Here is a 25,460-nt window from a genome sequence, read left to right as displayed (position 1 = left end):
TGGGGTGAACTGCTCCCAACAGGAATGTTCAAGAGGTATAACAAATGCAAGCTATTCCGATGACCCTTCGTGGCGCAGAAAAACTGCGTGAAGAACTCGATTTTCTGAAATCTGTTCGCCGCCCAGAAATCATTGCGGCTATTGCGGACGCGCGTGAACACGGCGACCTGAAAGAGAACGCTGAATACCATGCCGCCCGTGAGCAGCAGGGCTTCTGCGAAGGCCGTATTAAAGATATCGAAGCCAAGTTGTCTAACGCGCAGGTGATCGACATCACCAAAATGCCTAACAATGGCCGCGTGATTTTTGGCTCCACCGTCACTGTACTGAACCTCGATACTGATGAAGAACAAACCTACCGTATCGTGGGTGATGATGAGGCGGACTTTAAGCAGAATCTGATTTCTGTGAACTCACCGATCGCGCGTGGCCTGGTCGGCAAAGAACAGGATGATGTCGTAACCATTCGCACGCCAGGCGGCGAAGTCGAGTACGAAATCATTAAGGTAGAGTATCTTTAACGGTTGCCCAACACAGAGTTGTTGATGCATTGTAAAGATAAGAAAAAGGCCGCATAGCGGCCTTTTATCAAGCTGAAGAGCGTGGCATGTTGCTAGCCTTCGCGAAGGAAAACCCTCGTTTTACACACTGTTGTGTGCAATTTTAGGATATTCTTAACGTGGCAGCGAGATTTTACGCTCTTTACTCGGGCGATAAAGCACCAGCATTTTACCGATGACCTGTACGTTACAGGCGCCGGTTTCGCGCACGATAGCGTCCACGATCAAGGTTTTGGTCTCGCGATCTTCAGACGCGACTTTCACCTTGATAAGTTCATGGTGCTCTAACGCTTGTTCAATCTCGGCCAGTACCCCTTCGGTCAAACCATTATTGCCAAGCATGACTACCGGCTTGAGCGGATGTGCCAGACCTTTCAGGTGCTGTTTTTGTTTAGTACTCAGATTCATCGTATATTTTTGCTTACGTTGGGATTGAAAACGGGTCATTCTACCGCCATCTCCCATATATCGCCAAATAGTGCGTTGAAATTTACGCCGCATGGCAACGATGTTCTGCCCCGATGGGAAAGTTAAATGACAGGTAAGAAGCGTTCTGCCAGCTCAAGTCGCTGGCTTCAGGAACACTTTAGCGATAAATATGTTCAAGCGGCACAGAAAAAGGGGTTACGTTCCCGTGCCTGGTTTAAACTTGATGAAATACAGCAAAGTGACAAACTTTTTAAGCCGGGGATGACGGTTGTCGACCTCGGTGCTGCCCCAGGAGGCTGGTCACAGTACGTGGTCACGCAGATTGGTGGCAAAGGCCGCATCATTGCTTGCGATCTTTTACCTATGGATCCAATCGTTGGTGTGGACTTCCTTCAGGGCGACTTTCGTGATGAACTCGTTATGAAAGCGTTACTGGAACGCGTGGGTGACAGTAAAGTACAAGTTGTCATGTCAGATATGGCACCAAACATGAGTGGAACACCCGCGGTGGATATCCCCCGCGCCATGTATCTGGTGGAGCTGGCGCTTGAAATGGCTCGTGATGTATTAGCGCCAGGCGGTAATTTTGTAGTGAAGGTGTTCCAGGGCGAAGGCTTCGATGAGTATCTAAGGGAAATTCGCTCCCTGTTTACGAAGGTGAAAGTTCGTAAGCCGGACTCTTCCCGCGCACGTTCGCGAGAAGTGTACATTGTAGCGACCGGGCGAAAACCATAGACGGTGGATTTTCAAACGAAAGTTTGAAAGACACTGGATATAGAGTATCCTGACGCTGTTTTTAACACAGTTGTAATAAGAGGTTAATCCCTTGAGTGACATGGCGAAAAACCTAATACTCTGGCTGGTCATTGCCGTTGTGCTGATGTCAGTATTCCAGAGCTTTGGGCCCAGCGAGTCGAATAGCCGCAAGGTGGACTACTCTACCTTCCTGCAAGAGGTCAATCAGGACCAGGTTCGCGAAGCGCGTATCAACGGACGTGAGATCAACGTTACCAAGAAAGATAGTAACCGTTACACGACTTACATTCCGGTTAACGATCCGAAGCTTCTCGACAACCTGCTGACTAAAAATGTCAAAGTGGTTGGCGAACCGCCTGAAGAACCGAGCCTGCTGGCTTCTATCTTCATCTCCTGGTTCCCGATGTTGTTACTGATCGGTGTCTGGATCTTCTTCATGCGCCAGATGCAGGGCGGCGGTGGCAAAGGTGCCATGTCGTTCGGTAAGAGCAAAGCGCGCATGCTGACGGAAGATCAGATCAAAACCACCTTTGCTGACGTCGCAGGCTGTGACGAAGCGAAAGAAGAGGTGGCTGAGCTGGTTGAATACCTGCGTGAGCCGAGCCGTTTCCAGAAACTGGGCGGTAAAATTCCGAAAGGCGTCCTGATGGTCGGCCCTCCGGGTACCGGTAAAACGCTGCTGGCGAAAGCGATCGCTGGCGAAGCGAAGGTTCCGTTCTTTACGATTTCCGGTTCTGACTTCGTAGAAATGTTCGTCGGTGTGGGTGCATCTCGTGTGCGTGACATGTTCGAACAGGCGAAGAAAGCGGCACCGTGCATCATCTTTATCGATGAAATCGACGCCGTAGGCCGCCAGCGTGGCGCAGGCCTGGGCGGTGGTCACGATGAACGTGAACAGACTCTGAACCAGATGCTGGTTGAGATGGACGGCTTCGAAGGTAACGAAGGTATTATCGTTATCGCGGCAACTAACCGTCCGGACGTTCTTGACCCGGCGCTGCTGCGTCCTGGCCGTTTCGACCGTCAGGTTGTGGTTGGCCTGCCAGATGTTCGCGGTCGTGAGCAGATCCTGAAAGTTCACATGCGTCGCGTACCGCTGTCGCCGGATATCGACGCGGCAATTATTGCCCGTGGTACCCCTGGCTTCTCCGGTGCAGACCTGGCGAACCTTGTGAACGAAGCGGCACTGTTTGCGGCTCGTGGCAACAAACGCGTTGTATCGATGGTTGAATTCGAAAAAGCGAAAGACAAAATCATGATGGGTGCGGAACGTCGCTCCATGGTGATGACGGAAGCGCAGAAAGAATCCACCGCGTACCACGAAGCAGGCCACGCGATTATTGGTCGCCTGGTACCGGAACACGATCCGGTGCACAAAGTGACGATTATCCCGCGCGGACGTGCGTTGGGTGTGACCTTCTTCCTGCCTGAAGGCGACGCGATCAGCGCCAGCCGTCAGAAACTGGAAAGTCAGATTTCTACGCTGTATGGCGGTCGTCTGGCAGAAGAGATCATCTACGGTGCAGAGCATGTTTCTACCGGTGCGTCGAACGACATTAAAGTCGCGACGAACCTGGCGCGTAACATGGTCACCCAGTGGGGCTTCTCCGACAAACTCGGTCCGCTGCTGTACGCGGAAGAAGAAGGCGAAGTGTTCCTGGGCCGTTCAGTCGCGAAAGCGAAACATATGTCTGATGAAACTGCGCGTATCATCGACCAGGAAGTAAAATTGCTGATCGAACGTAACTACGACCGTGCGCGTCAGTTGCTAAACGATAATCTGGACATCCTGCATTCAATGAAAGATGCGCTCATGAAATATGAGACCATCGATGCGCCGCAGATTGATGACCTGATGGCCCGCCGTGATGTTCGCCCGCCAGCTGGCTGGGAAGAACCGGGTTCATCCAACAATTCTGACAACAATGGCACCCCGCGTGCGCCGCGTCCGGTCGATGAACCGCGTACGCCGAACCCGGGCAACACCATGTCAGAACAGTTAGGCGACAAATAAGTTATCCGCACGTGATAACGTAGCATCACCTGAAACCCTGAGGCTTGCCTCAGGGTTTTTTTACATTCAAGACAAGAATCAATCGGAAGGATTAGCCATGAAACTCTTCGCCCAGGGCTCCACGCTGGATCTCTCTCACCCTCACGTTATGGGCATTCTGAACGTCACGCCGGATTCATTTTCCGATGGCGGAACGCACAATACGTTAGTGGAGGCGGTGAAGCACGCTAACCTGATGATTAACGCCGGGGCGACGATTGTGGATGTGGGCGGTGAGTCTACGCGCCCTGGAGCGTCTGACGTCAGCGTCGAAGAAGAGCTGGAGCGCGTGATCCCCGTCGTAGAGGCGATTGCTCAGCGATTTGAGGTGTGGATCTCCGTCGATACATCAAAACCGGAAGTCATCCGCGAATCTGCGCGCGTAGGCGCACACATAATTAATGATATCCGCTCGCTCAGCGAACCCGGCGCGCTGGAAGCGGCAGCTGAAACCGGCCTGCCCGTATCCCTGATGCATATGCAGGGCAACCCAAAAACGATGCAGGAAGCGCCGAAGTATGATGACGTTTTTGCGGATGTGAATCGCTTCTTTATTGAGCAAATTGCACGCTGCAAAGCGGCAGGTATCGGAAAAGAGAAATTGATCCTCGACCCGGGGTTCGGTTTCGGTAAGAATCTCTCCCATAATTATGCATTACTGGCACGCCTGTCCGAATTCCATCATTTTGGTCTTCCGCTGTTCGTTGGAATGTCGCGTAAGTCGATGATTGGTCAGTTGCTGAACGTTGGGCCCACCGAACGTCTCAGTGGCAGCCTGGCGTGTGCGGTGATTGCCGCAATGCAGGGGGCGCATATTATTCGTGTCCATGATGTCAAAGAAACTGTAGAAGCGATGCGCGTGGTGGAAGCTACGTTGTCAGCGAAGGAAAACAAACGCTATGAGTAAACGTAAATATTTTGGTACCGATGGTATTCGTGGCCGCGTAGGCGATGCGCCAATCACCCCTGATTTCGTATTGAAACTAGGCTGGGCGGCCGGGAAAGTGCTGGCAAGCCATGGTTCACGTAAGATCATCATCGGTAAAGATACCCGCATCTCAGGCTATATGCTGGAGTCTGCGCTGGAAGCCGGCCTGGCCGCTGCGGGGCTCTCTGCGTCCTTTACTGGCCCAATGCCGACCCCTGCGGTGGCTTACCTGACGCGTACCTTCCGTGCCGAGGCAGGCATTGTTATCTCCGCATCGCACAACCCATACTACGACAACGGCATCAAATTCTTCTCCATCGACGGCACCAAACTGCCGGATGAAGTTGAAGAAGCCATCGAAGCTGAGCTGGAAAAAGAGATCAGCTGCGTGGATTCCGCCGAACTGGGTAAAGCCAGCCGTATCGTGGATGCCGCGGGCCGCTATATCGAATTCTGTAAAGCGACCTTCCCGAACGAACTGAGTCTGAACGACCTGAAAATCGTGGTTGACTGTGCTAACGGTGCCACTTATCACATCGCGCCGAACGTATTCCGCGAATTAGGCGCGCAGGTTGTTGCCATCGGCTGTGAGCCGGACGGTGTCAACATCAACCAGGAAGTCGGAGCAACCGACGTTCGTGCCTTACAGGCGCGTGTACTGGCCGAGAAAGCGCATCTTGGCATCGCCTTTGATGGCGACGGCGACCGCGTCATCATGGTTGACCATGAAGGTAACAAAGTTGACGGTGACCAGATCCTCTACATCATCGCCCGTGAAGGGTTGCGTCAGGGCAAACTGCGCGGTGGCGCGGTCGGCACCCTGATGAGCAACATGGGTCTGGAAGTCGCGCTGAAGCAGTTAGGTATTCCGTTTGTACGCGCCAAAGTAGGCGACCGTTACGTGCTGGAAAAACTGCAGGAGAAAGACTGGCGCATTGGCGCGGAAAACTCCGGCCACGTCATCCTGCTGGACCAAACCACGACGGGCGACGGTATTGTGGCGGCATTGCAGGTCGTTGCAGCGATGGTACGCAACCATATGTCTCTGCATGACCTGTGCAGCGGGATGAAAATGTTCCCGCAGGTGCTGGTCAACGTCCGCTTCACTGCGGGTAGCGGCGACCCGCTGGAAAATGAGACCGTAAAAGCGGTGACGGCGGAAGTGGAATCCGCACTGGGCAACCGTGGCCGCGTACTGCTGCGTAAATCTGGCACTGAGCCGCTGATTCGCGTGATGGTAGAGGGCGAGGATGAAGCACAGGTTACTGCTTTCGCTAATCGTATTGCGGATGCGGTGAAAGCGGTCTGATACTGGCGATAAGTGATTAATAAGGCGGCGGTTGCCGCCTTTCTTTTAGGGAAAATAGGCTTTTTTGCTGTTTTTTTCCGCAGTTGATACAATGCGATAAAATTGCCCTTGCGAAGGTGATTCGCTTTGGTTAGTATTCACACCCGCTTCAGTGGGAAACATTAAAAACGCCCACTTTAATTGGTCGAAGCAATTGGTATGCGGCAACTCCGCAAGGAACAGGTTGATTATGTACGAAGCTCTTTTAGTAGTTTTCCTTATTGTAGCGATTGGCCTCGTAGGTCTGATCATGCTGCAGCAAGGTAAAGGCGCTGATATGGGAGCCTCCTTCGGAGCAGGCGCTTCCGGCACGCTGTTTGGCTCAAGTGGTTCTGGTAACTTCATGACCCGCATGACCGCAGTACTGGCGACGTTGTTCTTCATTATCAGTCTGGCGCTGGGTAACATCAACAGCAACAAGACCAGTAAAGGAAGTGAGTGGGAAAATCTGAGTGCGCCGAAAACCGAGCAAACTCAGCCAGCTGCACCGGCTCAGCCGACCAGCGATATCCCACACTAAGAGTTGTATCTGTGCTGAGGTGGTGGAATTGGTAGACACGCTACCTTGAGGTGGTAGTGCCCTAACGGGCTTGTGGGTTCGAGTCCCATCCTCAGTACCAATATTCCGAAAAAAAGACGCTGAAAAGCGTCTTTTTTTTCGTCTGTAACCCGTCCTGATAAGCGCAGCGCATCAGGCATTGTGCACGCGGCACAACCGCCGGATGGCGGCTTCGCCTTATCCGGCCTACAAATGTGCCAAACACCAAACACCAAACACCAAACACCGCACGCTTCGTAGGCCTGATAAGCGAAGCGCCATCAGGCATCGTGCAAGCAGCAGAACCGCCAGACGGCGGTACAACCTACCCACAAAAAAAGCCGCTTACGCGGCTTTTTAGATGCATCGACAGAGACGCAATTACTTCCCTTTCTTCTCCAGATTCTCAACCTGCGGAACACCGCTGGCGGCTGAGGAAGAGAGCAGACCGGTTTTCGCATAACCAAACAACTTATCGCGCGTGTCGGTGATATCCAGATTACGCATAGTCAGCTGGCCGATACGATCTTCGGCAGAGAACATGGAGTCGCCTTTCTCCATAGTCAGACGCTCTGCTTTATAGGTCAGGTTGTCAGACACGGTATTCAGAATGGAGTAGTCGTTCCCGCGACGCAGTTCCAGCGTTACTTCGCCGGTAATCTGGCTTGCGACCCAGCGTTGCAGTGAATCACGCAGCATCAGCGCCTGAGAATCGAACCAACGGCCCTGGTACAGCAGACGACCCAACTGACGGCCATGCGCATGATACTGCTCGATGGTGTCTTCGTTGTGAATACCGGTCAGCAGACGCTCGTAAGCGATATGCAGCAGCGCCATCCCCGGAGCTTCGTAGATGCCACGGCTTTTTGCTTCAATGATACGGTTTTCAATCTGATCGCTCATGCCCAGACCGTGACGGCCACCGATACGATTCGCTTCCAGCATCATCTCCACGTCGTCACTGAAGGTTTTACCGTTCAGCGCGACCGGATGACCCTGTTCAAAACGTACGGTCACTTCTTCTGCCGGGATCTTCACGTTCTCATCCCAGAACTTCACGCCCATAATCGGGTTAACGATTTTGACGCTGGAGTTCAGGAATTCCAGATCTTTCGCTTCGTGCGTCGCGCCGAGCATGTTGGAGTCGGTGGAGTAGGCTTTCTCAACAGACATCTTGTAGTCGAAGCCGCAGGAAATCATGAACTCAGACATCTCATGGCGACCGCCAAGTTCATCGATAAAGTCGCTATCGAGCCACGGTTTGTAAATCTGTAGTTCGGCGTTGGTCAGCAGGCCATAACGATAGAAACGTTCAATATCGTTGCCTTTATAGGTACTGCCGTCGCCCCAAATGTTCACGCCATCTTCTTTCATGGCGGCAACCAGCATGGTGCCTGTAACGGCACGGCCGAGTGGGGTTGTGTTGAAGTAGGTCAGGCCGCCAGTGGTATTGTGGAAGGCGCCACATTGAATAGCGGCAATACCTTCTGCAACCAGCTGCTTACGGCAGTCGATCAGACGAGCGTTCTCTGCGCCGTATTCCATGGCACGGCGTGGGATAGCGTCGTAGTCTTCTTCATCAGGCTGGCCCAGGTTTGCAGTATAGGCATAAGGCACTGCTCCTTTTTGTCGCATCCACAGCAGCGCCGCGCTGGTGTCCAGACCGCCGGAGAAGGCGATACCAATACGTTGACCTACCGGAAGATGCTTGAGAATCGTCGTCATAAAGTAAAACCCTGCTTTGATAGACTGATGGAGAAAACGCTTTTTCGCTCTCAGTGAATTTTTATGCAAAATAAATGAGTTTTCATTTAATCATCTTTTGCGCAATACCGGAAGTGCTTCGTGCGATTTTCAGTGAAAAATCCTTATCGCTTCGGCGTATCACTCATGACACATTACCGCCAGTGATACTGCTTGTCCGCTGCATAGAATGTGAGGTTGACAGGATGTTACTTTCTTCCTTATACTACAGGCCGATTTTACGTCCCGTCCTCGGTACCAAATCCCAGCATTATTTGCATTTTTTACTCAAAACGCGTAAAATTTGCCACGTTTCAGGCGCGGGGTGGAGCAGCCTGGTAGCTCGTCGGGCTCATAACCCGAAGGTCGTCGGTTCAAATCCGGCCCCCGCAACCACTTTCCCTTAGAGTTCTTTTTCAAATATACTGTGAAGACTTAGGCCTTCGTAGCTGGATTTGAAAAAAATTCTTTCGGAAGGTTCTCCAGGCCGCAGTTGCGGCTATAGGGTTCAGTTATCTAAAGCCCCGATTTATCGGGGTTTTTTGTTATCTGACTACAGAATAACTGGGCTTTACGCCCTTTTTTTATGTCTTGGGGGTGGGTTTGTCCACATTAGAGCAAAAATTAACAGAGATGATTACGGCACCAGTTGAAGCCCTGGGCTACGAACTGGTCGGCATCGAATTTATTCGCGGTCGCACATCCACACTGCGCATCTATATTGATAGTGAAGATGGCATCAATGTTGATGATTGTGCTGATGTGAGCCACCAGGTAAGCGCGGTAATGGATGTAGAAGATCCGATTACTGTGGCTTACAACCTGGAAGTTTCCTCTCCGGGCCTCGATCGTCCTATGTTCACCGCGGAACACTACACGCGTTTCCTGGGTGAAGAGGTGACGCTGGTCCTGCGCATGGCGGTTCAGAACCGTCGTAAATGGCAGGGCATTATCAAAGCGGTAGACGGTGAAATGATCACTGTGACAGTCGAAGGCAAAGATGAAGTGTTCGCGCTGAGTAACATCCAGAAGGCGAACCTGGTTCCCCACTTTTAACAGTCTGGATTGAGGTGAAAGGCCCCGATGAACAAAGAAATTTTGGCTGTTGTTGAAGCCGTCTCCAATGAGAAAGCGCTGCCGCGTGAGAAGATTTTCGAAGCGCTGGAAAGCGCGCTGGCAACGGCTACTAAGAAAAAATACGAGCAAGAAATTGACGTTCGCGTAGAAATTGATCGTAAGAGCGGCGATTTCGACACATTCCGTCGTTGGGTGATCGTTGAAGAGGTCACGCAGCCGACTAAAGAAATTACCCTGGAAGCAGCACGCTACGAAGACGAAAGCCTGAACGTGGGTGAGTACGTTGAAGACCAGATCGAATCTGTGACCTTCGACCGTATCACCACCCAAACGGCGAAACAGGTTATCGTCCAGAAAGTTCGTGAAGCTGAGCGCGCAATGGTCGTTGATCAGTTCCGCGAGCACGAAGGTGAAATCATCACCGGCGTGGTGAAGAAAGTGAACCGTGACAACATCTCTCTGGATCTCGGCAACAATGCTGAAGCCGTTATCCTGCGTGAAGATATGCTGCCGCGTGAGAACTTCCGTCCAGGCGACCGTATCCGTGGTGTACTTTATTCCGTACGTCCGGAAGCGCGTGGCGCGCAGCTGTTCGTCACGCGTTCCAAGCCGGAAATGCTGATCGAACTGTTCCGCATTGAAGTGCCAGAAATTGGCGAAGAAGTTATTGAAATCAAAGCAGCCGCTCGCGATCCAGGTTCTCGTGCGAAAATCGCCGTGAAAACCAACGATAAGCGTATCGATCCGGTGGGTGCTTGCGTGGGTATGCGCGGTGCGCGTGTTCAGGCCGTTTCGACGGAACTGGGCGGCGAGCGTATCGACATCGTTCTTTGGGACGATAACCCGGCGCAGTTCGTGATCAACGCAATGGCGCCGGCGGATGTCGCGTCTATCGTGGTCGACGAAGATAAACACACTATGGATATCGCTGTTGAAGCGGGCAACCTGGCGCAGGCGATTGGCCGTAACGGTCAGAACGTACGTCTTGCCTCGCAGCTGAGCGGCTGGGAACTCAACGTGATGACCGTTGATGACCTGCAGGCGAAGCATCAGGCTGAAGCGCACGCAGCGATCGATACCTTCACCAAATATCTCGATATTGATGAAGATTTCGCGACAGTGCTGGTTGAAGAAGGCTTCTCCACGCTGGAAGAACTGGCCTACGTGCCAATGAAAGAACTGCTGGAAATCGACGGTCTTGATGAAGACACCGTTGAGGCACTGCGCGAACGTGCTAAAAACGCACTGACCACTCTGGCACTGGCCCAGGAAGAAAGCCTCGGTGATAACAAACCGGCTGACGATCTGCTCAACCTTGAAGGGCTGGATCGTACAATGGCATTCAAACTGGCAGCTCGTGGTGTTTGTACGCTGGAAGATCTCGCTGAACAAGGCGTTGATGACCTGGCTGATATCGAAGGTTTAACTGACGAGAAAGCCGGCGAGCTCATCATGGCCGCCCGTAATATTTGCTGGTTCGGCGACGAAGCGTAATAAACTGTAGCAGGAAGGAACAGCATGACAGATGTAACCGTAAAAACGCTGGCCGCAGAGATACAGACCTCGGTGGATCGCCTGGTACAGCAATTTGCTGACGCTGGTATCCCGAAGTCTGCTGATGACTCTGTGTCCGCACAAGAGAAACAAACTTTACTGGCGCACCTGAACCGTGAAAACGGTTCTGCGCCGGACAAATTGACCCTGCAGCGCAAAACGCGCAGCACGCTCAATATCCCAGGTACCGGCGGTAAAAGTAAGTCGGTACAAATCGAAGTCCGCAAGACACGCACCTTTGTGAAACGCGATCCGCAAGAGGCTGAACGCCTGGCCGCGGAAGAGCAGGCGCAGCGTGAAGCGGAAGAGCAAGCCCGTCGTGAAGCTGAAGAAGCAGCGAAGCGCGAGGCGCAACAAAAAGCCGAACGTGAGGCCGCAGAACAAGCTAAGCGTGAAGCCGCTGATAAAGCGAAACGTGAAGCTGCGGAAAAAGACAAAGTGAGCAATCAACAAGACGATATGACTAAAACTGCCCAGGCTGAGAAAGCCCGCCGTGAAAGTGAAGCTGCTGAGCTGAAGCGTAAAGCGGAAGAAGAAGCACGCCGCAAGCTTGAAGAAGAAGCGCGCCGCGTAGCGGAAGAAGCCCGCCGCATGGCAGAAGAAAACGAGAAAAATGGCGTGAATAACGCTGAGCCGACTGAAGACACCAGCGACTATCACGTAACCACTTCTCAGCATGCTCGCCAGGCTGAAGATGAAAACGACCGTGAAGTTGAAGGTGGTCGTGGCCGTGGTCGCAACGCGAAAGCGGCGCGTCCGGCGAAAAAAGGCAACAAACACGCTGAATCTAAAGCCGATCGTGAAGAAGCGCGTGCCGCTGTTCGCGGTGGTAAAGGTGGAAAACGTAAAGGTTCTTCTCTGCAGCAGGGCTTCCAGAAGCCAGCGCAGGCGGTCAACCGTGACGTTATCATCGGCGAAACCATCACCGTTGGCGATCTGGCTAACAAAATGGCCGTTAAAGGTTCTCAGGTCATCAAAGCGATGATGAAACTGGGCGCAATGGCGACCATCAACCAGGTCATCGATCAGGAAACCGCACAGCTGGTTGCCGAAGAGATGGGCCACAAAGTTATCCTGCGTCGTGAAAACGAGCTGGAAGAAGCGGTAATGAGCGACCGTGACACGGGTGCTGCGGCTGAACCGCGCGCGCCGGTCGTGACCATCATGGGTCACGTTGACCACGGTAAAACCTCTCTGCTGGACTACATTCGCTCAACGAAAGTGGCCTCTGGCGAAGCGGGCGGCATTACTCAGCACATCGGTGCATACCACGTTGAAACTGACAACGGTATGATCACCTTCCTGGATACCCCAGGCCACGCCGCGTTTACCTCTATGCGTGCTCGTGGTGCGCAGGCAACGGATATCGTTGTTCTGGTTGTTGCAGCAGACGACGGCGTGATGCCGCAGACCATCGAAGCTATCCAACACGCGAAAGCGGCGCAGGTTCCGCTGGTTGTTGCTGTGAACAAAATCGATAAGCCAGAAGCTGACCTCGATCGCGTTAAGAACGAACTCTCCCAGTACGGCGTTATGCCGGAAGAGTGGGGCGGTGAAGCACAGTTCATCCCAGTTTCTGCGAAAGCGGGTACCGGTATTGATGACCTGCTGAACGCCATCCTGCTGCAGGCTGAAGTTCTGGAGCTGAAAGCGGTTCGTAAAGGTATGGCGAGCGGCGCGGTTATCGAATCCTTCCTGGATAAAGGTCGTGGTCCGGTTGCTACCGTTCTGGTACGCGAAGGTACTCTGCACAAGGGCGACATCGTTCTGTGTGGCTTCGAATATGGCCGTGTTCGTGCGATGCGTAACGAACTGGGTCAGGAAGTACTGGAAGCAGGTCCGTCCATTCCGGTGGAAATCCTCGGTCTGTCCGGTGTTCCGGCTGCCGGTGATGAAGTGACCGTTGTGCGTGACGAGAAGAAAGCGCGTGAAGTTGCACTGTATCGTCAGGGCAAATTCCGTGAAGTTAAACTGGCTCGTCAGCAGAAATCTAAACTCGAGAACATGTTCGCCAACATGACCGAAGGCGAAGTTCACGAAGTAAACATCGTGCTGAAGGCAGACGTACAGGGTTCAGTAGAAGCGATTTCCGATTCCTTGCTGAAACTGTCTACCGACGAAGTGAAAGTGAAGATTATCGGTTCTGGCGTAGGTGGTATCACCGAAACCGACGCCACGCTTGCTGCGGCTTCCAACGCCATCCTGGTTGGCTTCAACGTCCGTGCTGATGCCTCTGCGCGCCGCGTGATCGAAGCAGAAAGCCTGGATCTGCGTTACTACTCCGTCATCTATAACCTGATCGACGAAGTGAAAGCAGCGATGAGCGGCATGCTGTCTCCGGAACTGAAACAGCAGATCATCGGTCTGGCTGAAGTGCGTGACGTGTTCAAATCACCGAAATTCGGTGCGATCGCGGGCTGTATGGTTACCGAAGGTCTCATCAAGCGTCACAACCCAATCCGCGTTCTGCGCGACAACGTGGTTATCTATGAAGGCGAGCTGGAATCCCTGCGCCGCTTCAAAGATGACGTTAACGAAGTCCGTAACGGCATGGAATGTGGTATCGGCGTGAAGAACTACAACGACGTTCGCGTTGGCGATATGATCGAAGTGTTCGAGATCATCGAAATTCAGCGTACGATTGCCTAAGGTTGGTTGGGTGTAGGCCGGATAAGGCGTCACGCCGCATCCGGCAGCCGTTGCCTGATGCGACGCTCGCGCGTCTTATCAGGCCTACGTGAACAGCCCTTTCCACCTGAGATTAATTTTAAAAGGGGCTTTTGGCCCCTTTTTTGTCTGGAGAATTTATTATGGCGAAAGAATTTGGTCGCCCGCAGCGCGTGGGCCAGGAGATGCAAAAAGAGATCGCACTCATCCTGCAGCGCGAAATTAAAGACCCGCGTCTGGGCATGATGACGACCGTTTCCGGCGTGGAAATGTCTCGTGATCTGGCCTATGCCAAAGTGTTTGTTACCTTCCTGAACGACAAAGATGAAGCTGCCGTAAAAGCAGGCATCAAAGCGCTGCAGGAAGCATCCGGTTTCATCCGCTCGCTGCTGGGCAAAGCCATGCGTCTGCGTATCGTGCCGGAACTGACCTTCTTCTACGACAACTCGTTAGTTGAAGGGATGCGCATGTCCAACCTGGTGACTAACGTGGTTAAGCATGACGAAGAACGTCGTGTGAACCCGGACGACAGCAAGGAGGACTGATGAGTCGTCCTCGTCGTCGCGGTCGTGATATCCACGGCGTATTGTTGCTGGACAAACCGCAAGGTGCATCCAGCAATGATGTGCTGCAAAAAGTAAAACGTCTCTATAACGCGAACCGCGCTGGGCATACCGGGGCGCTGGATCCGCTGGCGACCGGCATGCTGCCGATTTGCCTTGGGGAAGCGACTAAGTTTTCCCAATATCTGCTGGATTCCGATAAGCGTTATCGCGTCATCGCACGATTGGGCCAGCGTACCGATACGTCCGATGCCGACGGTCAGATTGTCGAAGAGCGCCCGGTGACCTTCACCGATGCGCAGCTGGCTGAGGCGCTGGAGAGTTTTCGTGGCGATACCCAGCAGGTGCCGTCAATGTATTCGGCGCTGAAGTATCAGGGCAAAAAGCTCTACGAATACGCCCGCCAGGGCATTGAAGTACCGCGTGAAGCGCGCCCGATTACCGTGTATGAACTGCTGTTTATTCGCCACGAAGGCGATGAACTGGAGCTGGAAATACACTGTTCGAAAGGCACCTACATTCGTACCATCATTGATGACCTGGGTGAAAAGCTTGGCTGCGGCGCGCACGTCATTTTCCTGCGTCGTCTGGCGGTGAGTAAATATCCGGTTGAACGGATGGTGACCCTGGAACAGTTGCGTGAGTATGTCGAGCAGGCTGAACAGCAGGGTATTCCTGCCGCCCAACTGCTGGACCCGCTGCTGATGCCGATGGATAGTCCAGCTTCGGACTTCCCCGTCGTCAATATTCCATCCGTCGTGGCGGCTTACTTTAAGAACGGTCAGCCGGTGCGCGCCTCTCAGGCGCCAGCCAGCGGATTAGTCCGCGTCACCGAAGGCGACGACGCGAAATTTATCGGCATGGCTGAAATCGATGATGAAGGCCGCGTCGCACCGCGTCGCCTGGTGGTGGAATACCCCGAGTGAGGTAATTGCCTCTCTTGCGATAACAGGCCGCTACGAGTAGAATGTTGCGGCTTAACGCCTGCGTAATTGTTTAACAATTGGCAAGCGTTATCTCAGGGCTGCTGAATTAGAGATCGGCACCCTTTCATTCTTTTAAATTTGGAGTTCAAAATGTCTCTAAGCGTTGAAGCTAAAGCACAAATCGTTTCTGAGTTCGGTCGCGATGCGAACGACAGCGGTTCTACCGAAGTTCAGGTTGCTCTGCTGACTGCACAGATCAACCACCTGCAGGGTCACTTTGCAGAGCACAAAAAAGATCACCACAGCCGTCGTGGTCTGCTGCGCATGGTTTCTCAGCGTCGTAAACTGCTGGACTACCTGAAACGTAAAGATGTTGCACGCTACACCGCGCTGATCGAGCGTCTGGGTCTGCGTCGCTAATTCTGGCGAGTTTCAGAAAGAGGGGCCTTTATGGCCCCTTTTTTCCACCAGATGTCAGCTATTTAAGAGAAAATGTACCCGAAAAAAGTAGCGCTTAAGCGAAAGCCTGTGTGCCACGTAAATGAATTTACAACGCACTTTGCTAACGCAGCGGTATTTTGAAAGATAACGGGTATAATGTATTGTTGTTGTACATGTTCTTCATTGCAGAGGTTCGCGCGGCTAATGAGAGGCTTCACCCATGAAGGGTTAGGGTTGTCATTAGTCGCGAGGATGCAAAGAAGATCGGGTTCCAATGTCGGCACGCCCGAAGGTGTGCTGCCACTTAATAAGAAAGGATAGAATTTTGCTTAATCCGATCGTTCGTAAATTCCAGTACGGCCAACACACCGTAACCCTGGAAACCGGCATGATGGCGCGTCAGGCAACTGCCGCTGTTATGGTTAGCATGGATGACACCGCGGTATTCGTTACCGTTGTCGGCCAGAAAAAAGCGAAACCAGGCCAGGATTTCTTCCCGCTGACCGTTAACTATCAGGAGCGTACCTACGCTGCTGGTCGTATCCCGGGTAGCTTCTTCCGTCGTGAAGGCCGTCCAAGTGAAGGCGAAACCCTGATCGCGCGTCTGATTGACCGCCCGGTTCGCCCGCTGTTCCCGGAAGGCTTCGTCAATGAAGTTCAGGTTATCGCGACCGTTGTGTCCGTAAACCCGCAGGTTAACCCAGACATCGTGGCAATGATTGGTGCATCCGCTGCGCTGTCTCTGTCCGGTATCCCGTTCAACGGCCCAATCGGCTCTGCACGTGTAGGTTATATCAATGACCAGTACGTACTGAACCCGACTCAGGACGAGCTGAAAGAAAGCAAGCTGGACCTGGTTGTTGCCGGTACCGAAGCCGCTGTACTGATGGTTGAATCCGAAGCAGAACTGCTGAGCGAAGACGTCATGCTGGGCGCGGTCGTCTTTGGTCACGAACAGCAGCAGACTGTTATTCGTGAAATCAACGAACTGGTTAAAGAAGCCGGTAAACCACGTTGGGACTGGCAGCCAGAAGCAGTGAACGACGCGCTGAACGCACGCGTTGCTGCGCTGGCAGAAGCTCGTCTGAGCGACGCTTACCGCATCACCGACAAACAAGAGCGTTATGCTCAGGTTGACGTGATCAAATCTGAAACCATCGCAACGCTGGTAGCTGAAGACGAAACTCTGGACGCTAACGAGCTGGGCGAAATCCTGCACGCTATCGAGAAAAACGTTGTTCGTAGCCGCGTACTGGCAGGCGAACCGCGTATCGATGGCCGTGAAAAAGACATGATCCGTGGTCTGGACGTGCGCACTGGCGTTCTGCCGCGTACTCACGGCTCCGCGCTGTTCACCCGTGGTGAAACTCAGGCGCTGGTTACTGCTACTCTGGGTACCACCCGCGATGCGCAGAACCTCGACGAGCTGATGGGCGAGCGTACTGACAACTTCCTGTTCCACTACAACTTCCCTCCGTACTGCGTAGGTGAAACCGGTATGGTCGGTTCTCCGAAGCGTCGTGAAATTGGTCACGGCCGTCTGGCGAAACGCGGCGTACTGGCAGTGATGCCGGAACTGGACAAATTCCCGTACACCGTTCGTGTGGTTTCTGAAATCACCGAATCTAACGGTTCTTCTTCCATGGCTTCCGTGTGTGGCGCGTCTCTGGCACTGATGGACGCAGGTGTGCCGATCAAAGCCGCCGTTGCGGGTATCGCGATGGGTCTGGTGAAAGAAGGCGACAACTTTGTTGTTCTGTCTGACATCCTGGGCGACGAAGACCACCTGGGCGATATGGACTTCAAAGTAGCGGGTTCCCGCGACGGTATCTCTGCGCTGCAGATGGATATCAAAATTGAAGGTATCACCAAAGAAATCATGCAGGTTGCTCTGAACCAGGCTAAAGGTGCGCGTCTGCACATCCTGGGCGTGATGGAACAGGCGATCAACGCGCCGCGCGGCGACATCTCTCAGTTCGCACCGCGTATCCACACCATCAAGATCAGCCCGGACAAAATCAAAGACGTTATCGGTAAAGGCGGTTCTGTTATCCGTGCCCTGACCGAAGAAACCGGCACCACCATCGAAATCGAAGATGACGGTACTGTGAAGATCGCTGCGACCGACGGTGAGAAAGCGAAATACGCTATCCGTCGTATCGAAGAGATCACTGCAGAGATCGAAGTGGGTCGTATCTATAACGGTAAAGTGACCCGTATCGTAGACTTTGGCGCATTCGTTGCCATCGGCGGCGGTAAAGAAGGTCTGGTGCACATCTCTCAGATCGCTGACAAGCGTGTTGAGAAAGTCACTGATTACCTGCAGATGAATCAGGAAGTACCGGTTAAGGTTCTGGAAGTTGACCGTCAGGGCCGTATCCGTCTGAGCATCAAAGAAGCAACCGAGCAGTCTCAGCCTGCTGCCGCACCGGAAGCTCCGGCCGCGGAACAAGGCGAGTAAGGTTTGCCGTTTTGCCCTCTGCGCAAGCAGGGGGCAATTTTACCTGGCGGGATGCCTGTTTGCAGCCGGGGGACAGGACGTTCATCCAATTGTTGTCTTCGGGAGTGGGAAATGAAGCCTTTTTTGCGCTGGTGTTTCGTAGCGACAGCACTCACGCTGGCAGGATGCAGTAATTCTGCCTGGCGAAAGAGTGAGGTCCTCGCGGTACCATTGCAACCGACTTTACAGCAGGAAGTGATTCTGGCACGCATGGAACAAATTCTTGCCAGTCGGGCTTTAACCGATGACGAACGCGCACAGCTTTTATATGAGCGCGGAGTGTTGTATGATAGTCTCGGTCTGAGGGCACTAGCGCGTAACGATTTTTCGCAAGCGCTGGCAATCCGACCAGATATGCCTGAAGTATTCAATTACTTAGGCATTTACTTAACGCAGGCAGGCAATTTTGATGCTGCCTATGAAGCGTTTGATTCTGTACTTGAGCTTGATCCAACTTACAATTATGCGCACTTGAACCGCGGCATCGCGCTTTATTACGGTGGCCGTGCAAAATTAGCGCAAGATGATCTGCTGGCGTTTTATCAAGACGATCCCAATGATCCCTTCCGTAGTCTGTGGTTATTCCTCGCTGAGCAGAAGCTCGATGAGAAGCAGGCAAAAGACGCGTTGAAACAACGCTTCGATAAATCGGATAAAGAACAATGGGGATGGAACATTGTCGAGTTCTACTTAGGCAACATTGACGAAAAAACGTTAATGGAGCGCCTGAAGGCGGACGCAACGGATAACACCTCGCTCGCTGAGCATCTCAGTGAAACCAACTTCTATTTAGGTAAGTATTACCTAAGTCTTGGGGACAAGGACAGCGCTACGGCACTGTTCAAACTGGCGGTTGCTAACAACGTTCATAACTATGTTGAGCACCGATACGCATTGTTGGAATTATCGCTCCTGGGCCAGGACCAAGATGACCTGGCAGAATCGGACCAGCAATAGCTGACGACTACATCAGCCCGTAATCTTTTTGATTGCCATCACCTTCGCGGGTGAGGGCGTTGTTGTTCGTTAATACACCTACTTTGAGCCGGTTCACACTTTTCAATGAAAATTGCAGATCAATTTCATGATGAGTTATGTAGACTGGCCGCCATTAATATCGAGGCACTTGTACTACATGGCTGAATTCGAAACCACTTTTGCAGATCTGGGCCTGAAGGCTCCTATCCTTGAAGCCCTTAACGATCTGGGTTACGAAAAACCATCTCCGATCCAGGCTGAGTGCATCCCGCACCTGCTGGGCGGTCGTGACGTGCTGGGCATGGCCCAGACAGGTAGTGGTAAAACCGCAGCGTTTTCCCTGCCACTGCTAAACAATCTTGATCCTGAGCTGAAAGCACCTCAAATCCTGGTGCTGGCACCGACCCGCGAACTGGCGGTTCAGGTTGCTGAAGCCATGACGGATTTCTCTAAACATATGCGCGGCGTAAACGTGGTTGCCCTGTACGGCGGCCAGCGTTATGACGTGCAGTTACGCGCCCTGCGTCAGGGGCCGCAGATCGTCGTCGGTACGCCGGGTCGTCTGCTGGATCACCTGAAACGCGGCACCCTGGACCTCTCTAAACTGAGCGGTCTGGTTCTGGATGAAGCTGACGAAATGCTGCGCATGGGCTTCATCGAAGACGTTGAAACCATTATGGCGCAGATCCCGGAAGGTCATCAGACCGCTCTGTTCTCTGCAACCATGCCGGAAGCGATTCGTCGCATTACCCGCCGCTTTATGAAAGAGCCGCAGGAAGTGCGCATTCAGTCCAGCGTGACTACCCGTCCTGACATCAGCCAGAGCTACTGGACTGTGTGGGGCATGCGTAAAAATGAAGCGCTGGTACGTTTCCTGGAAGCGGAAGACTTTGATGCGGCGATTATCTTCGTTCGTACCAAAAACGCGACACTGGAAGTGGCTGAAGCGCTGGAACGTAGCGGCTATAACAGCGCTGCGCTGAACGGTGACATGAACCAGGCGCTGCGTGAGCAGACGCTGGAACGCCTGAAAGATGGTCGTCTGGACATCCTGATTGCGACCGACGTTGCGGCCCGTGGCCTGGACGTTGAGCGTATCAGCCTGGTCGTAAACTACGATATCCCGATGGACTCCGAGTCTTACGTTCACCGTATCGGTCGTACCGGTCGTGCGGGTCGTGCTGGCCGTGCGCTGCTGTTCGTTGAGAACCGTGAGCGTCGTCTGCTGCGCAACATCGAACGCACCATGAAGCTGACTATTCCGGAAGTCGAACTGCCGAACGCAGAACTGCTGGGCAAACGTCGTCTGGAAAAATTCGCCGCGAAAGTACAGCAGCAGCTGGAAAGCAGCGATCTGGATCTCTACCGTGGCCTGCTGGCGAAAATCCAGCCGACTGCAGAAGGCGAAGAGCTGGATATCGAAACGCTGGCCGCAGCACTGCTGAAAATGGCACAGGGCGAACGTACTCTGATCGTTCCGCCAGATGCGCCGATGCGTCCGAAACGCGAATTCCGTGACCGTGATGACCGTGGTCCGCGCGATCGCAACGATCGTAACGATCGTGCTCCGCGTGGCGACCGTGAAGATCGTCCGCGTCGCGAACGTCGTGAAGCCGGTGATATGGAACTGTATCGCATTGAAGTGGGCCGTGATGATGGCGTTGAAGTTCGTCACATCGTTGGCGCGATTGCCAACGAAGGCGATATCAGCAGCCGTTACATCGGTAACATCAAACTGTTCGGTACGCACTCCACTATCGAACTGCCGAAAGGTATGCCGGGCGAAGTACTGCAGCACTTTACTCGCACCCGCATCCTGAACAAACCGATGAACATGCAGCTGCTGGGCGACGCGCAACCGCGTCCTGAGCGTAGCGGTGGTCGTGGTTTCGGCGGCGAGCGTCGTGAAGGCGGTCGTGGTGAAGGTCGTGGCTTTGGCGGCGAACGTCGTGAAGGCCGTGGTTTCGGTGGTGAGCGTCGTGAAGGTGGCCGTGGTGATGGTCGTCGTTTCAGCGGCGAACGTCGTGACGGTGGCCGTGCGCCGCGTCGTGATGATGCTGCCGCTCCGCGTCGTGATGACTCTTCCAGCCGTCGCCGTTTCGGTGGCGATGCGTAAGAAATCACCGCTTGTTAGCGTAAAGTAAAATATACAGCCCCGGTTGCGAAATCGGGGCTTTTTTTATTCCTTTTGTACTCGTGTACTGGTACATTAGCGCCATGCTAACGTATAGCAAAGAACGATTCACTGGAGATATCGGCAAATGGCGACACTTACCACTACAGCTTCACGACCGTCACTCTTTGGCGGCGTGGTGATCATCGGCGGGACCATTATTGGCGCGGGCATGTTCTCGCTGCCGGTGGTGATGGCCGGTAGCTGGTTCTTCTGGTCGCTGGCGGCGCTGCTTTTCACCTGGTTCTGCATGCTGCATTCCGGGCTGATGATCCTCGAAGCGAACCTCAACTACCGCATCGGCGCGAGCTTCGACACGCTGACCAAAGATCTCCTTGGCAAAGGCTGGAATATCGTCAACGGCATCTCGATTGCCTTTGTACTCTATATTCTGACCTACGCGTATATCTCCGCGAGCGGGTCGATTCTGCATCACACGTTTGCAGAGATGTCGCTGAACGTGCCGGCACGCGTGGGCGGTTTTACCTTCGCTCTGCTGGTGGCCTTTATCGTCTGGATGAGTACCAAAGCGGTTAGCCGCATGACGGCTATCGTACTGGGCGCGAAAGTGATCACTTTCTTCCTGACGTTCGGCAGTCTGCTGGGGCATGTTGAACCTGCGACGCTGTTTAACGTCGCAGAAAGTAATGCGTCTTACACCCCGTATCTGCTGATGACGCTGCCGTTCTGCCTGGCCTCGTTTGGCTATCACGGTAACGTGCCGAGCCTGATGAAGTATTACGGCAAAGATCCGCAGACCATTGTGAAATGCCTGGTTTACGGCACGCTACTGGCGCTGGGTCTGTATGCTATCTGGTTGCTGGGAACGATGGGCAACATTCCGCGTCCGGAATTTATCGGCATCGCCGAGAAAGGCGGGAACATTGATGTGCTGGTACAGGCGCTGAGCGGCGTGCTGAACAGCCGTAGCCTGGACCTGCTGCTGGTGGTGTTTTCTAACTTCGCGGTAGCGAGTTCATTCCTGGGCGTGACGCTGGGCCTGTTCGATTACCTGGCCGATTTGTTTGGCTTTGACGATAGCGCGATGGGTCGTTTTAAAACGGCACTGCTGACCTTCGCACCGCCGATTGTTGGCGGCGTACTGTGGCCGAACGGCTTCCTGCATGCTATTGGCTATGCCGGGCTGGCGGCAACCATCTGGGCCGCGATTGTACCCGCACTGTTGGCCCGCGCATCGCGCAAACGCTTCGGCAGCCCGAAATTCCGCGTCTGGGGCGGCAAGCCGATGATTGCGCTGATTCTGGTCTTCGGTATCGGCAACGCGCTGGTGCATATTCTGTCGAGCTTTAAGTTGTTGCCGGTTTATCAGTAATCACCAAGCCAACGCGACAGACGGCGGGAGCCATTTTATAATGGCCGCCGTCACCCAACGCAGGACGCGTGAAAATGTCTCGTAATGGATTGTTCTCTCTATTTTTATTCGCAGCGGTCATCGCGCTGGGTGTCCACTTTTTCTGGCCCACTCCGCGTGATGAACATGTTTTCATACCGGTCGAACGCCCTGTCTTGCCCCCGCCAAAAGTGATTCACCCCGGCGACCAGCTCTTTATTCGCATTCTGAAAGCGGAAGATAAGCTGGAACTGTGGTCGAGTACCAACAATAAGCCTTACGAACTCTACAAAACCTGGACTATATGTGCCTGGTCGGGGGGGCTGGGGCCAAAACACAAGCAGGGAGATGGTAAAAGCCCGGAAGGTTTTTATGCCACCAATAAAGGCTTACTTAACCCAAACAGCCGCTACCATCTTGCGTTTAATATTGGTTACCCGAATGCATACGATCGGGCTAATGGCTATACCGGTGATTTTATTATGGTTCACGGGAACTGCGTCTCAGCAGGCTGTTATGCTATGACCGACGACGGCATTGAAGAGATTTATCAACTGGTTGCACAGGCATTGAATAGCGGGCAAAAGCGCGTGTCGGTGCATATCTTCCCGTTCGCAATGAGCGATGAAAACATGCGAAGGGCAAGAGCATGGCCGGACTATAATTTCTGGCGTATGTTGAAGCCCGGCTATGATTACTTTGAAAAAAACCGTCGACTTCCCACCGTTGTTGTTGAAAACCAGCGCTATAAAATCAGCTGAACAATACCTGATGGCGTTGCGCTCGCGAGCTGGATCATGTGTGCCCGGTAAGCGCAGCGCCACCGGGCACACGAACCATACTTACCCCAACAACTCTTCCTTCACATCCATCGCCAGCCCGAACGAATGCAGACGCGCTTCGCTATCAAAAATCTGCCCGTTAACCATAATCTCATCCGCGTCGGTTTCACGCAGAATCGACGCCAGCCCGTGACGCACTTTCGCCTTATCACCCACCAGCGACATACTCAGCGCTTGTTGTACGCCATACTGCTCGGACGGCGACCAGAACTGATCCATGTTTTGAATCGGCTGCGGTAGCTGCCCGGTTTCGCCACGGCGCAGTTTCACAAACGCCTGCTGCATGGAGGTGAACAGGAATTCCGCATCGCGATTGCTGTCGGCGGCGATGATATTGATGCACACCATCGCGTAAGGTTTTTCCAGCCGCGCGGAAGGTGTGAAGTTGGTGCGGTAAAGGTGCAGCGCCTGGAACAGCATATCCGGCGCGAAGTGCGAGGCAAACGCAAACGGCAGGCCAAGCTGTGCGGCAAGCTGCGCGCTGTAGAGGCTCGACCCCAGCAGCCAAACCGGGATTTTCTCGCCGTAGCCGGGAACCGGGCGCACGTGCGGATTGGGATCGCGGGCGTCAAACCAGTCAACCAGCTCCGCTACATCGCGTGGGAAATTATCCACATCGCCGCTCATGTGACGACGTAGCGCCATCATGGTGCGCTGGTCGCTGCCAGGTGCGCGGCCCAGCCCTAAATCAATACGACCGGGGTACAACGTATTGAGCGTGCCGAACTGCTCGGCAATGACCAGCGGGGAGTGGTTCGGCAGCATCACGCCGCCGGAACCGAGATGCAGGGTGGTGGTATTCGCTGCCAGATAGCCAATCAGCACTGACGTTGCCGCGCTGGCGATGCCGGTCATGTTGTGGTGCTCCGCTAACCAGTAGCGATGATAGCCACGCTTTTCGGCAAGCTTTGCGAGATCGAGAGAACGGGCGAAGGCATCTTTGGCCTGCAACCCTTGCGGGATCGGGGCCAGATCGAGCACCGAGAAAGAAACAGGTTTGTCAGTCATAAAGGCTCACTTTGTTACAGCGTCATCATCAGATTGAAGGTCTTGTTCCAGCCTGGCAGCACAGCGCGCTGTCGGCCAGAAAAGCTGCATCTTTAATACTGCATTAAAAAGTGATGACTGTTGTTAACAAAGTGAGCTTTTTTATCAGGCCTGTAGTTCCAGACCCGCCAGACGTTTCCAGTAACCGTTACAGTCGCTGTTGGCGGTAAGGTTCAGCGGCGCCTGGCCATTTTCGTTGGCGCGGAAGGCATCCAGCATGTCGAACGTCTCGGTGCCCAGCGGCGACAGACGCACGATATCCACCAGACCCTGCATTGACGCCAGCTCATTGCCGAGGTTATAGACATAGCCGCTCATGGTCTGAATACCGTTCAGCACGAAGACCTGCTGGTTTTCCTGCGACAGCACGCTGCGCCCGTTCGGGTATTTGATGCAGCAGGTTTCGCACTCATCTTTCGGCTTATCTTCTGAACGCGCGGTAAAGCAGCGGGCGGAGTAGGCCAGCGGCAGATGACCGTAGCTCAGAACTTCCACTTCAAACTGATTGCGGATGCCCAGCTCTTCACACTGCGTCAGCAGATTCGCCAGCCAGTCGCGAGACAACTCGACCGGCATACACCAGCGCATCATGCCCTGTTTCGCCAGCAGACGAAGCGTTACCGCGTTATAGCAGTTCAGCGCATGTCCGGCGACAAACGGCAATTTGCGGTCGGCGCACATATTCACCACGCCGAGGTCGCTCGCTTCCAGCAGGAAGTCGCCGTTCTCAACGTAGCGCTTCAGCTCGCCCAGTTCAGAAGATGCCTGCACCAGCGCCAGCGTTGACAGCACAATTTGCTTGCCGCTGCCCGCCAGCGATTTCGCCATATCCAGCCAGTCGCCCACTTTGGTGGCGCGGCGCTTGCTGCATACCGCTTCGCCCAGATAAATAATATCAGCGCTGCTGGTGGCCGCCTGCTGGTAGAAATCTTCCAGCGTCTCTTTTGGCCAGTAGTACAGCACCGGCCCTAATGAATATTTCATGG

General features: G+C 53.7%; 22 protein-coding genes and 2 tRNA genes. 20 read left to right on the top strand and 4 right to left on the bottom strand.

Features of this window, described 5'->3' with window-relative positions:
* Nucleotides 1–44 precede the first annotated feature (44 nt).
* Nucleotides 45–521 carry a transcription elongation factor GreA gene (gene greA, locus AC1MKH_RS21665; protein WP_276220953.1) on the top strand — a complete coding sequence of 159 codons (477 nt, stop codon included), beginning with the start codon at nucleotides 45–47 and terminating at the stop codon, nucleotides 519–521.
* A 153-nt stretch (nucleotides 522–674) separates the two neighbouring features.
* Here the strand turns inward: greA and yhbY are convergent, their stop codons facing one another.
* A complete protein-coding gene (yhbY, locus tag AC1MKH_RS21660; RefSeq protein ID WP_041686369.1) occupies nucleotides 675–968 on the bottom strand; it encodes a ribosome assembly RNA-binding protein YhbY in 294 nt (97 codons plus the stop codon).
* Nucleotides 969–1,094: 126 nt separating this feature from the next.
* Here yhbY and rlmE point away from each other — a divergent pair, with 126 nt between their 5' ends.
* The 6 genes from rlmE (at nucleotide 1,095) to AC1MKH_RS21630 (ending at nucleotide 6,694) form a co-directional block, all read left to right on the top strand.
* A complete protein-coding gene (rlmE, locus tag AC1MKH_RS21655; RefSeq protein ID WP_015962846.1) occupies nucleotides 1,095–1,724 on the top strand; it encodes a 23S rRNA (uridine(2552)-2'-O)-methyltransferase RlmE in 630 nt (209 codons plus the stop codon).
* A gap of 100 nt (nucleotides 1,725–1,824) precedes the next feature.
* Nucleotides 1,825–3,759, top strand: a complete 1,935-nt coding sequence (ftsH, locus tag AC1MKH_RS21650; RefSeq protein WP_276220948.1) for an ATP-dependent zinc metalloprotease FtsH — start codon at nucleotides 1,825–1,827, stop codon at nucleotides 3,757–3,759.
* 97 nt (nucleotides 3,760–3,856) lie between these two features.
* Nucleotides 3,857–4,705 (top strand): dihydropteroate synthase, encoded by an 849-nt coding sequence (gene folP, locus AC1MKH_RS21645; RefSeq protein ID WP_276220945.1) that lies wholly within the window; start codon nucleotides 3,857–3,859, stop codon nucleotides 4,703–4,705.
* Nucleotides 4,698–6,035, top strand: a complete 1,338-nt coding sequence (gene glmM / locus AC1MKH_RS21640; RefSeq protein WP_276220943.1) for a phosphoglucosamine mutase — start codon at nucleotides 4,698–4,700, stop codon at nucleotides 6,033–6,035. Before folP ends, glmM begins: the two co-directional genes overlap by 8 nt.
* A gap of 229 nt (nucleotides 6,036–6,264) precedes the next feature.
* Nucleotides 6,265–6,594 (top strand): preprotein translocase subunit SecG, encoded by a 330-nt coding sequence (gene secG, locus AC1MKH_RS21635; protein ID WP_276220940.1) that lies wholly within the window; start codon nucleotides 6,265–6,267, stop codon nucleotides 6,592–6,594.
* A gap of 13 nt (nucleotides 6,595–6,607) precedes the next feature.
* A tRNA-Leu gene (locus AC1MKH_RS21630) sits at nucleotides 6,608–6,694 on the top strand.
* Nucleotides 6,695–6,993: 299 nt separating this feature from the next.
* Here AC1MKH_RS21630 and argG read toward each other — a convergent pair.
* Entirely contained in the window at nucleotides 6,994–8,337 is a 1,344-nt protein-coding gene (argG, locus tag AC1MKH_RS21625) for an argininosuccinate synthase (RefSeq protein ID WP_149463986.1), read from the bottom strand.
* A gap of 337 nt (nucleotides 8,338–8,674) precedes the next feature.
* On the opposite strand from argG, the gene AC1MKH_RS21620 reads away from it, so the two are divergent.
* From AC1MKH_RS21620 to AC1MKH_RS21560, 13 genes are all read left to right on the top strand, one after another.
* A tRNA-Met gene (locus AC1MKH_RS21620) sits at nucleotides 8,675–8,751 on the top strand.
* Between the two features lie 207 nt (nucleotides 8,752–8,958).
* Nucleotides 8,959–9,411 (top strand): ribosome maturation factor RimP, encoded by a 453-nt coding sequence (gene rimP / locus AC1MKH_RS21615; RefSeq protein WP_015962865.1) that lies wholly within the window; start codon nucleotides 8,959–8,961, stop codon nucleotides 9,409–9,411.
* A 27-nt stretch (nucleotides 9,412–9,438) separates the two neighbouring features.
* The gene (gene nusA, locus AC1MKH_RS21610; RefSeq protein WP_276220935.1) at nucleotides 9,439–10,926 is read left to right on the top strand and encodes a transcription termination factor NusA; all 1,488 of its coding nucleotides are present in this window, start codon (nucleotides 9,439–9,441) and stop codon (nucleotides 10,924–10,926) included.
* A gap of 24 nt (nucleotides 10,927–10,950) precedes the next feature.
* A complete protein-coding gene (gene infB, locus AC1MKH_RS21605) occupies nucleotides 10,951–13,635 on the top strand; it encodes a translation initiation factor IF-2 (protein ID WP_276220933.1) in 2,685 nt (894 codons plus the stop codon).
* A gap of 161 nt (nucleotides 13,636–13,796) precedes the next feature.
* Nucleotides 13,797–14,198, top strand: coding sequence for a 30S ribosome-binding factor RbfA (rbfA, locus tag AC1MKH_RS21600; protein ID WP_015962868.1), 402 nt, complete (start codon nucleotides 13,797–13,799; stop codon nucleotides 14,196–14,198).
* Nucleotides 14,198–15,142 carry a tRNA pseudouridine(55) synthase TruB gene (gene truB / locus AC1MKH_RS21595; protein ID WP_276220930.1) on the top strand — a complete coding sequence of 315 codons (945 nt, stop codon included), beginning with the start codon at nucleotides 14,198–14,200 and terminating at the stop codon, nucleotides 15,140–15,142. The genes rbfA and truB overlap by 1 nt, the downstream gene beginning before the upstream one ends.
* Before the next feature lie 150 nt (nucleotides 15,143–15,292).
* Nucleotides 15,293–15,562: a 30S ribosomal protein S15 gene (rpsO, locus tag AC1MKH_RS21590; RefSeq protein ID WP_015962870.1), complete on the top strand. Its 270-nt coding sequence runs from the start codon at nucleotides 15,293–15,295 to the stop codon at nucleotides 15,560–15,562.
* A gap of 346 nt (nucleotides 15,563–15,908) precedes the next feature.
* The gene (gene pnp, locus AC1MKH_RS21585) at nucleotides 15,909–18,044 is read left to right on the top strand and encodes a polyribonucleotide nucleotidyltransferase (protein WP_276220927.1); all 2,136 of its coding nucleotides are present in this window, start codon (nucleotides 15,909–15,911) and stop codon (nucleotides 18,042–18,044) included.
* 111 nt (nucleotides 18,045–18,155) lie between these two features.
* Nucleotides 18,156–19,040 (top strand): lipoprotein NlpI, encoded by an 885-nt coding sequence (gene nlpI / locus AC1MKH_RS21580; RefSeq protein ID WP_149463982.1) that lies wholly within the window; start codon nucleotides 18,156–18,158, stop codon nucleotides 19,038–19,040.
* A 105-nt stretch (nucleotides 19,041–19,145) separates the two neighbouring features.
* A complete protein-coding gene (gene yrbN / locus AC1MKH_RS21575) occupies nucleotides 19,146–19,226 on the top strand; it encodes a protein YrbN (RefSeq protein ID WP_100249910.1) in 81 nt (26 codons plus the stop codon).
* Complete coding sequence (locus AC1MKH_RS21570; protein WP_276220925.1) at nucleotides 19,219–21,177, top strand: DEAD/DEAH family ATP-dependent RNA helicase; 1,959 nt, start codon at nucleotides 19,219–19,221, stop codon at nucleotides 21,175–21,177. The genes yrbN and AC1MKH_RS21570 overlap by 8 nt, the downstream gene beginning before the upstream one ends.
* A gap of 145 nt (nucleotides 21,178–21,322) precedes the next feature.
* Nucleotides 21,323–22,567: a tryptophan permease gene (mtr, locus tag AC1MKH_RS21565; RefSeq protein ID WP_276220922.1), complete on the top strand. Its 1,245-nt coding sequence runs from the start codon at nucleotides 21,323–21,325 to the stop codon at nucleotides 22,565–22,567.
* A gap of 74 nt (nucleotides 22,568–22,641) precedes the next feature.
* Complete coding sequence (locus AC1MKH_RS21560) at nucleotides 22,642–23,346, top strand: L,D-transpeptidase family protein (protein ID WP_276220920.1); 705 nt, start codon at nucleotides 22,642–22,644, stop codon at nucleotides 23,344–23,346.
* Between the two features lie 81 nt (nucleotides 23,347–23,427).
* On the opposite strand, the gene AC1MKH_RS21555 is transcribed toward AC1MKH_RS21560, so the two are convergent.
* Nucleotides 23,428–24,435, bottom strand: a complete 1,008-nt coding sequence (locus AC1MKH_RS21555) for a luciferase-like monooxygenase (RefSeq protein ID WP_276220918.1) — start codon at nucleotides 24,433–24,435, stop codon at nucleotides 23,428–23,430.
* 144 nt (nucleotides 24,436–24,579) lie between these two features.
* Complete coding sequence (locus tag AC1MKH_RS21550) at nucleotides 24,580–25,458, bottom strand: U32 family peptidase (protein WP_276220916.1); 879 nt, start codon at nucleotides 25,456–25,458, stop codon at nucleotides 24,580–24,582.
* Nucleotides 25,459–25,460: the final 2 nt, after the last annotated feature.

The organism is Pseudocitrobacter sp. CD920760 (genome assembly GCF_057782505.1).
The sequence above is the reverse complement of the archived record's forward strand: the minus strand, read 5'-3'. Positions and strand labels throughout refer to the sequence as shown.